Below are 12,676 nucleotides of genomic sequence, written 5' to 3' on the forward strand. Positions count from 1 at the left end.
TGCGGGCTGCCGGAGGGGATGCCGGGCATTTTCCCTGATTCGGCGGCGCTTTGCCTTTGCGTCCGGTGGCCGGCGTGCGCGAGGATGGGGGTCCGCCTTCACCAGGACCGCCGATGGCCACCGATTACGACACCATCATCCTGGGCGCCGGCACCGCCGGCCTGGCCGCCCTGCGCGAGGTGCGCAAGCGCACCGACGACTTCCTGCTGGTCAACGACGGCCCCTACGGCACCACCTGCGCACGCGTGGGCTGCATGCCCTCGAAGGTGTTCATCGAGGCGGCCAATGCCTTCCACGCCCGCGGCAAGCTGGGCGAGTTCGGCGTCAGCGGGGCCGACCAGCTGGCCGTGGACATCCCGGCGGTGCTGGCGCGGGTGCGCAAGCTGCGGGATTACTACGTGTCTGGGGTGCTCAAGGCCACCGAAGGCCTGGGCGAACGCAACCTCGCCGGCCGCGGCCGTCTGCTGGGGCCCGACCGGGTGGCCGTGGGCGACCGGGAGTTTTCCGCCCGCCGCATCATCCTGGCCACCGGCTCGCGGCCCGTGCTGCCGGGGCCCTGGGCGGAACTCGGCGAGCGCGTGTTCACCACCGATTCGCTGTTCGAACGCCCCGACCTGCCTCGCCGCATCGCCATCATCGGCCTGGGCGCCATCGGCGTGGAAATGGCGCAGGCCATGGCACGGCTGGGCATCGAGGTCAGCGCCTTCAGCAGCAGCGACCGCCTGGCCGGGCTGCACGACAAGAAGGTGAACGCGACGCTGCGCGCATTGCTCGACCAGGAGTTCGCCGTGCACACCGGCCACGAGGTCGAGCTCGAAGCCGCCGGCGACGGCGTGCGCGTGCGCGCCGGCAAGGCCAGCGTCGAGGTGGACGCCGTGCTGGCCGCCATCGGCCGCCGCCCCAACCTCGACGACGTCGGCCTGGAAACCCTGGGCGTGGATCTGAATGAAAAGGGCCTGCCGCCCTTTGAACCCGGCCTGCTGCGCATCGGCGACACGCCGGTGTTCATCGCCGGCGACGTCAACACGCACGCACCGATCCTGCATGAAGCGGCGGACGAGGGTTTCATCGCCGGCCGCAATGCCATGGCCGACGAACCCATCTGCTACCAGCGGCGCACGCCCCTGGGCGTGGTGTTCTCCGACCCGGTGACCGCGCACGTGGGCCAGCGCCGGTCCGATCTGCCCGACGACACCGTGGTCGGCGAAGTGGACTTCAGCCGCCAGGGCCGTGCCCGCGCCGCGCAGAAGAACGACGGCCTGCTGCGCGTCTACGCCGCCCACGACACCGGCTGCATCCTTGGCGCCGAACTGTGCACGCCCGCGGGCGACCACCTGGCCCACCTGCTGGCCCTGGCCGTGGACCAGAAGCTCACCGTCTTCGACCTGCTGCGCATGCCCTTCTACCACCCGGTGCTGGAAGAAGGCCTGCGCACCGCCTTGCGCGATGCCGGCAAGCAGGTGGACGACAGCCCGGACCGCAGCGACCTGGCCAACTGCCCGGCGATGGGCAGCGAGGCGCTGGACTAGCGGTATTCGGGATTTGGGTGGTCGAAGCGGCAGCCCGCGTCCCAAGCCTTGCGCTGGTTGCCGTGCGCGGGGATGCCGCCGGCGTCTTTCAGCAGGCGGGCCAGGTGCATCAGGTTCCAGGCCATGAAGGTGGTGTTGCGCTGGGTGAAGTCGTTGTCGTAGCCGGCGCCGTTGTCGCCGTAGGAATCGCCGGGCCCGGCCTCGCCGATCCAGCCGGAGTCGGCCTGCGGCGGTATCACGTAGCCCAGGTGCTGCAGCGAATAAAGCAGGTTCATCGCACAGTGTTTGATGCCGTCCTCGTTGCCGGTCACCAGGCAGCCGCCAACGCGGCCGTAATACGCGTACTGGCCCTGTTCGTTGAGCTTTCCGGACTCCGCGTACAGGCGCTCGACCACCCGCCGGCATACGGAGCTGGGATCGCCCAGCCAGATGGGCGTGCACAGCACCAGGATGTCGGCGGCCATTACCTTCTTCGACAGCGCCGGCCAGTCGTCGCGGTCGGCGCCGTGTTCGGTCATGTCCGGCTGCACGCCGGGCGCCAGCACCAGGTCGACGGGGCGCAGCACCTCGACGTCCACCTGGTTGGCGCGCATCACGCCGGCGGCCACGTGGACCAGGCGTTCGGTGTGCGAATCCTGGCCCGTGGGCTTGAGCGTGCAGTTGAGGAACAGGGCGCGCAGGTCGTCGTAGCGCGCGGGCGGCGTTGGCTCCTTGCTGGCCATGGCGGCCTCCTGTCGGTGGGGTAGCTCAGGCCGGCTGCAGCAAGCGCAGCCCGAACCAGTCCTTCGGATCGTTCCAGCCCTGCACCACGGCAAGTCCGGCGCGGGCGGCCAGCGCGGAGAAACCTTCGTCGGTGTACTTGTGGCTGTACTCGACCTGCATGGCCTCGCCGGCGGCGAATTCGAACGCCTTGCCCTGCACGGTGACGGTTTGCGCACGCTGGCTATCGATGAAGGTTTCGATGCGGCCGGTTTCCGGCAGGTAGACCGCACGGTGGCGGAAGGCGTCAAGGTCGAAGTTGGCGCCCAGCTCGCGATTCAGGCGAACCAGGAGGTTCAAGGTAAAGGCGGCGGTGACGCCGGCGGCGTCGTTGTAGGCAGCTTCGATCAGCACCGGCGACTTCTGCAGGTCGATGCCGATAAGGGCGGCGCCCCTGGGGCCCATGGTTTCGCGCATGGCGGTGAGCAGGCGCACCGATTCGGTGTGGGTCAGGTTGCCCAGGGTCGAGCCGGGGAAAAACACCAGCACCCGGCGGGCCTCGCGCTCGGGTTCGGGCAAGGGCACGGGCTGGGTGAAATCGCCCAGCACCGGCAGCATCTGCACCGGGCCGAACTCGCGGTCCAGTCGCTCGACGCTGCCCACCAGCGCGCTGCGCGAAATCTCGACCGGCGTGTAGGCCACCGGGTCCTGCAGCGCGTCCAGCAGCAGGCGGGTCTTGCGGCCGCTGCCGCTGCCGTATTCCACGACATGCGCGCGCGGGCCGACGACGGCGGCGATGTGGGTGCACTCGGCTTCCAGCAGCGCCAGCTCGACGCGCGTCAGGTAGTACTCGGGCTGGCGGGTGATTTCCTCGAACAGCTCGGAGCCGCGCCGGTCGTAGAAATATTTGGAAGGCAGGCGCTTGGGCGTGCCCGACAGGCCGGCCAGCACGTCGCCCAGCAGGTCGTCGCGGCTGGGGTGCAGGTCGGTCAGTTCAACGGGATCGGCACTTACGGAGTTCATGGCAGGTCCTTGGCCAGGCGCAGTCCGGAAAACTGCCAGCGGGCGTGGGGCGGGAAGAAATTTCGGTAGGTGGCGCGGATGTGGCTGGCCGGCGTGGCGCAGCTGCCGCCGCGCAGGATGTTCTGGCCGCTCATGAATTTGCCGTTGTATTCACCCAGTGAACCGGGCAAGGGCCTGAAACCCGGGTAGGCAACGTAAGCCGAACTCGTCCACTCCCAGACATCGCCGAACAGCTGGTGCGGGCCCGGGCCTTCGCCGGTGCCTGCCTGCGGATGCAGGTGGTCGGCATCGAGCAGGTTGCCGGACACCGCCTGCCCGCCGGCCGTGTGTTCCCACTCGGCTTCGGTCGGCAGACGGGCGCCGGCCCAGCGCGCGAAGGCGTCGGCTTCGTAAAGGCTGATGTGGCAGACCGGCGCGTTCGGATCGCGTTCGCGCCAGCCGGCCAGGGTGAATTCGCGGGCGCCGTCTTCGTGCCAATAAAGCGGGCGCTGCCAATGTTCCGCCTGCACGCGGTCCCAGCCGTCGCTCAGCCACAGGCTGGGGTCTTCGTAACCGCCTTCGGCGACGAATTCAAGGAACTCGGCGTTGCTTACCGGGCGGCTTGCCAGCGCATGCGCCGGCAGCAGCACGCGGTGGCGCGGCGATTCGTTGTCGTAGGCGAATCGCCCGGCATCGGGCCAGGGCGCCGCGCCCATGCCCAGCTCCTGTTCTTCGGCGCCGTTCCAGTGCACCAGGCGGGGTTCGCCGGGCGTGGCGGCCAGGTCCTTGCGGTAGGCCGGGCCCAGCGGGTTGCACCACAAGGCGTGTTTGATGTCGGTGAGCAGCAGCTCCTGGTGCTGCTGTTCGTGGTGCGTGCCCAGCTCGAGCACCTGCAGCGTGGTGTCGCGTATGTCGCCCGCGTGGAGTTTTTCAAGCAGGCGGGCGTCCACTTCGCTGCGGTAGTCCAGCACCTCGGCCAGCGTCGGCCGCGACAGCAGGCCCCGCTGCGCACGCACGTGGAAGGGGCCGACGCTGTTGTAGTAGCTGTTGAACAGCAGATCCCAGCGCGGTTCGACCGGCACATAGGCGTCATCGGCGCCCAGCACGAACGTCTCGAAGAACCAGGTGGTGTGGGCCAGGTGCCACTTCGCCGGACTGGCGTCGGGCATGGACTGCAGCATCGCGTCTTCGGCCGACAGCGGCGCGGCCAGAGCCAGGCTGCAGGCGCGGACGTCCCGGTAGCGCGTGGCCAGCGCCTGTTCCGCGGGTGGGGGTTCCCGGTTTCCTGCGGCCTGGGACGAAATAACTCGCATTGGCACGAAGAATAGCGCCACCGTGTGAACGATGCATGATTCACGCCATCTGGCCGGCGCGGGACCGACGCGCCGCCCTGTCGTAAAGTGCCGGCATGGCCCACGCCGCAACACCCGCCGCGCCGCTGCCCCACACGGCCACCGTGCCGCTGGCGCGCGCGGCCGATGCCTTCGTGATGCAGGGTGACGCGCTGTACCTGGACTGCGCGGCGCAAGGCCCGCGCCTGCGTTCCGCCCATGCCGCCGGGCTGGCCGCCTTCGAAGCGGTGGCGCGGCCCTGGCAACACGTGTCGCCCACGCCGCCGGAACAGCGCGAGACATTGCGCAGGCTGCTGTCGCACCTGTTCGACGGCGACGCCGATGGCGTCGCGCTGGTGCCCTCCGCCGCCTTCGGCCTGGCCACCGCCGCCAACAGCCTGCCGCTGCACGCCGGCGACACGGTGCTGGTGCTCGAGGGCCAGTTCCCCTCGAACCTGCTGTGCTGGCAGCAGCGCTGCGCCGACACCGGCGCGACCTTGCGCGGCGTCTCGCGCGAACCCGGCCAGGACTGGACCGGAGCCGTGCTGGCCGCGATGGCCGAAGAACCGAACCTGCGCATCGCCGCCCTGCCCCAAGTGCGCTGGGACGACGGCGCCTTGCTCGAACTCGACCGCATCAGCGCCGCGCTTCAGGAACGCGGGGCCGCGCTGGTTCTCGACCTCAGCCAGAGCCTGGGCATCGTGGCGCCAGATGTCGAGCGCTGGCGACCCGACTTCATCGTGTCGGTGGGCTACAAGTGGCTGCTGGGCGCGCGCGGCCTGGCCTGCCTGTGGGCTTCGCCGCGCTGGCGCGAAGGCGGCCGGCCGATCGAACAGCACTGGATCGCGCACGACGGCGGGCCGGAATGGCGCTTCGCCGTTGAAGCCGCCGCGCCCTTCGCCGACGGTGCGCGCCGCTTCGATGCCGGCGGCCTGGACGACCCGGTGCGGCTGGCCGTTGCTATCGCAGGGCTGGAGCAGGTGCTTGCCTGGGGACCGGCGAAGATCGCCGCGGCCCTTGGCGAACGCACCGCCGCGCTCCACACCGCGCTCGATGCCGCCGGACTGTCGGCCTGGGCCAGCCCGGGCCACGCGCCGCACCTGATGGCGCTGACGCCGCCCACCGCGGTCATTGCCGCAGCGGACGCCGCCCTGCGCGAATCCAATATCACCTGCACCTGCCGCCACGGCCGTTTGCGCATCGCCCCGCACCTGCACGTCGCCAGCGGCGACATGGCGCGGGTGGCCGACGTACTTTCGAGGTTCGTATGAACGATGCCTACCCGGATCTGGTCCGCCAGGCCACGCTGGCCGCCTCCAGCCACAACACCCAGCCCTGGAAGTTCCGCCTGCTGGCCAACGGCATGGACATCCTTCCCGATTTTTCCCGGCGCCTGCCGGTGGTGGATCCCGACGACCACCACCTGTTCGCCAGCCTGGGCTGCGCCGCGGAAAACCTGCTGCACGCTTCGGCGGCCGTGGGCCTCCAGGGCTATTTCTCATGCAGCCCGGGCGAACCAGGCGCACATATCCACTTCGAAAGATCAGCCCCGTCGCAATCGCCGCTGTTCGAGGCCATCCCCCATCGCCAGTGCTGCCGCAGCGACTATGACGGGTCCGTCATGGCCGGTGACCAGCTGCGGCTGTTGGAAGACGCGGCGCAGGGTACGGGTGTTTCGCTGCTGTGGCTGACCGGAAGCAGCGCGCTGGAGGCCGTCGCCGAATACGTGGCCCAGGGCAACGACACCCAATTGTGCGATCCCGCCTGGCGGGAAGAGCTCAAGGACTGGGTGCGCTTCAGTGCCGCGGAGGCCCGGCGCACGGGCGACGGACTGTACGGGCCGGTGATGGGCAACCCCAGCGTGCCGCGCTGGCTTGGCTCGCTGGCCATGCGCCTGACGCTTTCCGCGCGAAGCCAGAACGACAAGGACAGCAAGCACATCCGGCATTCCTCCGCGGTCGCGGTGTTCTTTTCCGAAGCCGACGACTGGCAGCACTGGATCGAGGTCGGACGCAGCTACGAACGGTTCGCCCTGCAGGCGACGGCGCTGGGCCTGGTCACCGCCTTCATCAACCAGCCCGTGGAAGTGCCGGCGCTGCGTTCGCAGTTCGCCGCTTACCTGGGCATTAGCGGGCGCCGCCCGGACCTGGTGGTGCGGGTTGGCCGGGGCCCGGCGATGCCACGCTCGATGCGCCGGCCCGTGGAAGAGGTGATCGAAGCTGCCTTTCGTTGATTTCAGGGTCCGGGCGATTACACTTGGCCGATGATCCTGACCCTTCCCGACCTGATCACCCCCGAAGAACTGACGCTGATAAAGCAGCTGGTCGCCGGGGCCGGGTTCACCGAAGGCAAGAGCACGGCCGGGGAACTGCTGCACAAGGCCAAGAACAACCAGCAGATTCCCTGGGACCACCCGGTGATGAAGAAGATCGCCGGGCTGGTGATGCAGGCCCTGGGCCGCAACGACGCCTTCATGGGCGCCGCGCAGCCTCGGCGGCTGGCGGCGATGCTGGTCAGCCGCTACCAGCCCGGCATGGCCTACGGCATGCACGTGGACGCGCCGATCATGGCCGAACCCAACCACGTGCGCAGCGACGTTTCGTTCACCCTGTTCCTCAACGAGCCCGACAGCTACAAAGGCGGCGAACTGGCCTTCGAATCGGGCAGCGGTGAATCCGCCTTCAAGCTGCCGGCCCGCTCGGCCATCTGCTACGCCACCGGCCAGCTGCACCGCGTACGCCCGGTCGAATCGGGCGAACGCCTGGCGGTGGTCGGCTGGGTGCAAAGCCTGGTGCGCGACCCGGCCGTTCGCGAACTGCTTTACGACCTGTCCGAGGCGCGCGAACAGCTGGTCGGCAAACCAGACGCGCAGCGCGCCATGGACCTGATCAGCAAGACCTATTCCAACCTGCTGCGGCGCTACGCCGAACCCTGAGGCGTCCGTCGTGCCGGGTTATTCGGTGCGCAGCGAGGCGATCGGATCCAGCTCCGCCGCCTGCTTGGCCGGGTAAACGCCAAACGCCAGTCCGACGCCGGTACACAGCAGCACGGCCACGACGATGGGCACCGGCGCCCAGGCCACGCCCCAGCCGGCCAGCGCCGCGATGCCGTAGGCCAGCGCGATGCCGAAGGCCACGCCCAGCAGGGCGCCCGCCACGCAGATGACCGCCGCCTCGCGCAGGAACTGCGCCACCACGTCGGCCTTGCGCGCGCCCAGGGCCCGCAGCAAACCGACTTCGCGCCGGCGTTCAAGCACGTTCGCCAGCATGATGTTCATGATGCCGATGCCGCCCACCAGCAGGCTGACGCCGGCGATGGCGCTCATCACCACGCGGAAGATGCGCTGGGTCTGCTGGTGCTGGGCGAACAGCTGGGCCGGGATGACCAGGGTGTAGTCGTCGGCGCCGGCGTGGCGCTGTTCGAGCAGCGCGGCCAGCACCTGCGCGCCCTGGTCGATGCGTTCGGGCGCATCCACGCGCACCAGCAGGCGGTCGACTTCGTCTTCCATCGGCTGCAGGCGGAAACGCGCCAGGCCGCTGGCCATCGGCACGAACACGCGGTTGCTTTCCAGGCCCAGCGGCACGCCCTGGAAACGGTCGGCGCTGAGGTCGCGGTCGGCCAGCACGCCCACCACTTCCAGCCAGGCGTGGTTGACCTTCACGTACTGGCCGACGGCACCGCCCTGCGGGAACAGGCTGCGCGCGGCCTGGTGGCCAAGCACGGCGACGGCGGCCAGGGCGGCATCATCGTCGTCCGTCAGCGCCCGGCCTTCGCCGATGCGCAGGGAGCCGAGCTCGAAGAAGCTGGGCGAAATCGCGCTGGCCTGGGCGTCGGCGCTGGCGTGGTCGCTGGCCACCGAATCGGTGCGCAGGCGTTTTTCGGTGGCCATGGCGATGGCGCCGGGCACCACGTCGAGCGCGGCCTGGGCGTCGGCGCGGGTCAGGCCCAGGCTGCGCGTACGCTGTTCGCGCAGGGTGGTTTCGTCGAAGGTCTTGGCCTCCACCACCAGGTTGGTCAGGCCCAGGCCTTCGACCAGGCGCAGCGCTTCGCGGCGGCTGCCCTCGCCCACCGCCTGCATGGCGACGATGGAACCAACACCGAACACCAGGCCCAGCAGGGTCAGGCCGGTGCGCAGCTTGCGCCGGCTGAGTTCCTCGAAAGCCTCGCGCCAGGCCAGGCGGTCGTTGAGGTGGTGCCAGCGGATCATGGCGCGGCCCCGGTTCTTCCGGCGGCGTCGTCGGTGGTTTCGGACTCGTCGGCGTCCGGGTCCGGCAAGGCATCGGCCGTGGCCAGCAGCACGCGGTCGCCCACGGCCAGGCCTTCGACCACCTGCGTGCGCGAAGGGCCGCGCACGCCGACCACCACCGGGCGCGGCGTTGGTTCGCCGTCTTCAAGCACGTTTACTTCAGCCTGCCCGCCGTTGCCCGACAGCGCCACGTTGGGCACGGTGATCGCCGCGTCGGCGACGAGCAGGATGATGCGGCCGGTGAAGGCCTGGCCGGGCACCCAGGCGTATTGGCGGGCGGCGTCGGCCGGCACGCTGGCCTTGGCAGAGACGAACTTTGCCGGATTCTGGCGGCTGACCGCGCGCGGCGCGCTGGCGATCCAGGTGATCTCGCCGATGGTCTGCTGGGCCGGGTGGCCCAGCGGCGCCAGCTCCACTTTCTGGCCCAGCGCCAGGCCCTGGGCTTCCTGCTGCGGCAGGCGCAGTTCGACTTCCAGGGTTTCCACGTCCGGCAGGGTGGCGAATTCGCCGCTGGCCCAAAGCTGCTCGCCCACGCGCGGCGGTTCGCCGCTCCATCCTTGCACCAGCATGAAGATGCCGTCGTGGGCGGCGCGCAGTTCCAGCGCCGACAGGTCTTCGCGCTTGGTGTCCACGTCGGCCTGCAGGCTGCCGCGCTGCACGCCCAGCACGTTGAGCTCGGCTTCGCCGCGCTGGCTGGACTGGTCCTGGCGCCAGCGCAGCACGCCGGTTTTTTCGCCCAGGAACTGTTCGTCCTGCACGGCGTCGAGGATGGTGTTGCGGGCGATGGCCGCGAAATCGGCGCGGGCATAACGGCGGGCGATGGCCAGGGCCGATTCGGCCTGGGCCAGTTCGACGTCCACGCGGCCCAGGCCGACGTCGAGCTCGGACTCCTTGCCTGCGCGCGCCAGGGCGTTGCGCTGCAGGTCGATCAGGGCCTTGTCGAGCTGCAGCTTGGACTGCGGCGCCTCGAAGCGTGCGACCACGTCGCCGGCTTTCACCGGGCTGCCGTCGGGCAGCACCCAGACCAGCTGCCGGCGCGCCCAGTTGGTGCCGGGCACGCGCAGCGGCGTGGCCTTGGCGGCCTTGAGCTCGCCTTCGGCGCGCACCCAGAATTCGACCGGGGCCGCGGCCACGGTTTCGGTGGCCTGGCCGCCGGGCGCCGTGTCGCCGCAGGCGGCGAGCATCAGCATGGCCGCAGTGGCGGACAACAGGCGCTTCATGGCGCCACCCCGGTGCCGATGTCGGGCACGTCCACTTCAACCACCACCGGCATGCCGGCCTTGAGCTCGGAGGTATCGCCTTGCAGGTGCACCAGCACGTCGAGCACCGGAACCGGCGAGAGCCGCGACTTGCTGCGCACCGCACGACCCATTTCCGCCACCTTGCCCTGCAGGCGCTGGCCGGCGCCGCCCTGCAGGCGGATGCGCGCCGGCAGGCCTTCGGCCAGGCGCAGCATGTCGCGTTCGGCGACGGTGGCGCGCACGACCAGGGTGCCGGGGTCGGGCATTTCCGCCACCGACTGGCCCATAAAGACCTGGCTGCCGATTTCGTAGCGCTCGCCGCGCCAGTTCGACTTCACCACCACCACGCCGTCGCGCGGTGCCGGCACCGACAGCGAGGCCAGGGCGCGGGTGAGTTCGTCCACGTCGGACTGGGCGCGGGCGACGTCGGAGGCCACCAGCGCCCGTTCGGCGTCGCGCAGTCGGCGGGCCAGCACTTCCTTGCGCTGCATCAGCGCCTGCCGGCGCGCGGCCTGTTCGCGTTCGATCACCAGCTTGCGGTAGTCCACGGAGCGGATCAGGTCGGCGGGCTGTTCGGCCTTGCGCTCGGCCTTTTGCAGGTTGGCGTCCTGTTCGGCGGTGGCCAGGCGGTCGGTGCGCTCGCGTTCGGCCAGGTCGAGCAGCAGCTTGGCCTGTTCGCTTTGTTTTTGCTTGAGCTGGCCCTGCGCTTCGACCAGGCGACGCTGCAGTTCGTTGCCGTCGAAGGTGACCACCGGCTGGCCGGCCTTGAGCATGCTGCCGTCGGTGGCCAGCTGGGTGATCTGGAAGTTCCAGACGTTGCGCACCGTGGGCGGCGCGACGCTGGCGCTGTCGAGCGCGGCGATCTCGCCGTCGAGCTGCAGGGTTTCGGCCGCGGCCAGCGGCGAAAGCAGCAACAGCAGCAGGCAAGCGGCGCGCTTCATGGCGCGGCCTCCGTGGCCACCGGCGCCTGGCCGGGCACGGCCGAGACGCGCACGCTCATGCCCGGGCGCAGCGGCAGCGTGTGTTCTTCCGGCAGCGAAACATCGATGACGAAATAGCGCCCGCCGCCCCATTCGGCCTTGGCCTGGGGCGTGCCGCCGATGCTGATGATGTGCCCGGACAGCGACTTGCCGCGCACGGCGTCGAACTGCAGTTGCACCGGCTGGCCGACCTGCAGGCCGCGGCGGTCGGGTTCCAGCGCGTAGGCGCGCACGCCCAGCGCGCCGGGGCGCACCACTTCGCCGATGGCCTGGCCGGCATTGGTGGAACTGCCTTCTTCGTAGCGCTGGCCGGTCCAGGCGTTGAAATAGAAGGTGACCACGCCCGTGCCCTCGGCGCGCTGCTCGGCCATCGAAATCACCGCGCTGGCGTAGTCGAGGTCGGTCTGCAGCTTGGAGATTTCCAGGTCGCCGTCGCTGCGGCGGCGGGCGGCGGCGGTGCGGGCGGCCTCGAGTTCTTCCTTTTTCAGGACCAGTTCGCGGCGGGCGCGTTCTCGCTCGCCCTGGTAGCGGTCGGCGTCGATGCGGGCGATGTAGTCGGCCGGGATGGCGGCATCGACCTCGGCCTTGGCCAGGGCGGCCTCGGCGTCCACCAGGGCCAGCTCGGCGTCCACTTCGCGCACGGCCAGCTCGGCCAGCTCCTTGTCGATGCGGGCATGGGCCTGGGCGATCTGCGCCTTCAGCGATTCCTGCTGCGACAGCGCGCCACCCGGATCGATGCGCACCAGCGGGTCGCCGGGTTTTACTTCGGACCCATCCGGCGCCAGGTAGCGCAGGGTCACCGGGCTCGATTCGGACATGGGCGCGTAGATGATTTCCGCGTCCGGGGCGCGCACCTGGCCGGTGATGACCACCGTGCGCGGTTCGCTGGCCGGCGCCGCGGCGTCCCGGGCCAGCGCCGGGCCGGCCACCAGGGTCAGGGCCAGCAGCAGCTCAGCGCCCCGAGTCATGGTCCACCTTGCCGTCGCGCAGGCGCACGTGGCGCGGCGCGCGTTCGGCCACGTCGGGGTCGTGGGTCACCAGCACCAGGGTCTGGCCACCGCGGTGCAGTTCGTCGAACAGGCCCAGCACGTCGGCCGCCGACTTGGAATCGAGGTTGCCGGTGGGCTCGTCGGCCAGCAGCAGGGCCGGCTTGAGCAGCAGGGCCCGGGCCACGGCGGCGCGCTGCTGCTGGCCGCCGGAAAGCTGCTGCGGGCGGTGCGCCATGCGGTCGGCCAAGCCGACGCGGTCGAGCAGGTGGCGGGCGTGTTCTTCGACGCCGGGCACGGGTTCCAGGCAATAGCGCAGCGGCAGCAGCACGTTTTCCAGCACCGTGAGCCGCGGCAGCAGGTGGAAGGACTGGAAGACGAAGCCGATGCGGCGGTTGCGCAGCTCGCTCAGGGCGTCGTCGTCGAGCGCCGAGACGTCGGCGTCTTCAAGGCGGTAGCGGCCGGCGCTGGGCTGGTCCAGGCAGCCCAGGATATTGAGCAGGGTGGACTTGCCCGAGCCCGAGGCGCCGGTAATGGCCACGTGCTCGCCGCGGCCGATGTGCAGGTCCACGCCCGCCAGGGCCGGTATGTGCTGACCCTCCACCGAATAGGTGCGGGTGATGCCTTCGATGTGGATCATCCGGTGCCGGTGCCGACGTCGT

General features: G+C 70.2%; 12 protein-coding genes. 4 read left to right on the forward strand and 8 right to left on the reverse strand.

The window, feature by feature from the left end:
* Positions 1–113 precede the first annotated feature (113 nt).
* Positions 114–1,529, forward strand: coding sequence for a dihydrolipoyl dehydrogenase (locus IEX13_RS13725; RefSeq protein ID WP_188665640.1), 1,416 nt, complete (start codon positions 114–116; stop codon positions 1,527–1,529).
* Here the strand turns inward: IEX13_RS13725 and IEX13_RS13730 are convergent.
* From IEX13_RS13730 to egtB, 3 genes are read right to left on the reverse strand one after another with little or no spacing between them, the layout of a single operon-like run.
* Positions 1,526–2,251, reverse strand: a complete 726-nt coding sequence (locus tag IEX13_RS13730) for a flavodoxin family protein (protein WP_188665643.1) — start codon at positions 2,249–2,251, stop codon at positions 1,526–1,528. The two genes, IEX13_RS13725 and IEX13_RS13730, sit on opposite strands and share 4 nt — an antisense overlap.
* A 25-nt stretch (positions 2,252–2,276) precedes the next feature.
* Positions 2,277–3,251 carry an L-histidine N(alpha)-methyltransferase gene (egtD, locus tag IEX13_RS13735; RefSeq protein ID WP_188665646.1) on the reverse strand — a complete coding sequence of 325 codons (975 nt, stop codon included), beginning with the start codon at positions 3,249–3,251 and terminating at the stop codon, positions 2,277–2,279.
* Positions 3,248–4,543 (reverse strand): ergothioneine biosynthesis protein EgtB, encoded by a 1,296-nt coding sequence (egtB, locus tag IEX13_RS13740; protein ID WP_188665649.1) that lies wholly within the window; start codon positions 4,541–4,543, stop codon positions 3,248–3,250. The genes egtD and egtB overlap by 4 nt, the downstream gene beginning before the upstream one ends.
* A 95-nt stretch (positions 4,544–4,638) precedes the next feature.
* Here egtB and IEX13_RS13745 point away from each other — a divergent pair, with 95 nt between their 5' ends.
* The 3 genes from IEX13_RS13745 to IEX13_RS13755 are packed head-to-tail and all read left to right on the forward strand — an operon-like array spanning position 4,639 to position 7,496.
* Entirely contained in the window at positions 4,639–5,832 is a 1,194-nt protein-coding gene (locus IEX13_RS13745) for an aminotransferase class V-fold PLP-dependent enzyme (RefSeq protein WP_188665652.1), read from the forward strand.
* The gene (locus IEX13_RS13750; RefSeq protein WP_188665655.1) at positions 5,829–6,794 is read left to right on the forward strand and encodes an Acg family FMN-binding oxidoreductase; all 966 of its coding nucleotides are present in this window, start codon (positions 5,829–5,831) and stop codon (positions 6,792–6,794) included. Before IEX13_RS13745 ends, IEX13_RS13750 begins: the two co-directional genes overlap by 4 nt.
* Before the next feature lie 30 nt (positions 6,795–6,824).
* Complete coding sequence (locus tag IEX13_RS13755) at positions 6,825–7,496, forward strand: Fe2+-dependent dioxygenase (protein WP_188665658.1); 672 nt, start codon at positions 6,825–6,827, stop codon at positions 7,494–7,496.
* Positions 7,497–7,514: 18 nt separating this feature from the next.
* Here the strand turns inward: IEX13_RS13755 and IEX13_RS13760 are convergent, their stop codons facing one another.
* From IEX13_RS13760 to IEX13_RS13780, 5 genes are read right to left on the reverse strand one after another with little or no spacing between them, the layout of a single operon-like run.
* Positions 7,515–8,768, reverse strand: a complete 1,254-nt coding sequence (locus IEX13_RS13760; protein ID WP_188665661.1) for an ABC transporter permease — start codon at positions 8,766–8,768, stop codon at positions 7,515–7,517.
* Positions 8,765–10,027 carry an efflux RND transporter periplasmic adaptor subunit gene (locus IEX13_RS13765; RefSeq protein WP_188665664.1) on the reverse strand — a complete coding sequence of 421 codons (1,263 nt, stop codon included), beginning with the start codon at positions 10,025–10,027 and terminating at the stop codon, positions 8,765–8,767. The genes IEX13_RS13760 and IEX13_RS13765 overlap by 4 nt, the downstream gene beginning before the upstream one ends.
* A complete protein-coding gene (locus tag IEX13_RS13770) occupies positions 10,024–10,989 on the reverse strand; it encodes an HlyD family secretion protein (protein WP_188665667.1) in 966 nt (321 codons plus the stop codon). Before IEX13_RS13770 ends, IEX13_RS13765 begins: the two co-directional genes overlap by 4 nt.
* The gene (locus tag IEX13_RS13775; RefSeq protein ID WP_188665670.1) at positions 10,986–11,996 is read right to left on the reverse strand and encodes an HlyD family secretion protein; all 1,011 of its coding nucleotides are present in this window, start codon (positions 11,994–11,996) and stop codon (positions 10,986–10,988) included. The genes IEX13_RS13770 and IEX13_RS13775 overlap by 4 nt, the downstream gene beginning before the upstream one ends.
* Positions 11,980–12,654 carry an ABC transporter ATP-binding protein gene (locus IEX13_RS13780; protein WP_188665673.1) on the reverse strand — a complete coding sequence of 225 codons (675 nt, stop codon included), beginning with the start codon at positions 12,652–12,654 and terminating at the stop codon, positions 11,980–11,982. Before IEX13_RS13780 ends, IEX13_RS13775 begins: the two co-directional genes overlap by 17 nt.
* Between the last annotated feature and the right edge of the window lie 22 nt (positions 12,655–12,676).

Origin of the sequence: Arenimonas soli (genome assembly GCF_014643775.1) — a bacterium.
GTDB lineage: Bacteria > Pseudomonadota > Gammaproteobacteria > Xanthomonadales > Xanthomonadaceae > Arenimonas > Arenimonas soli.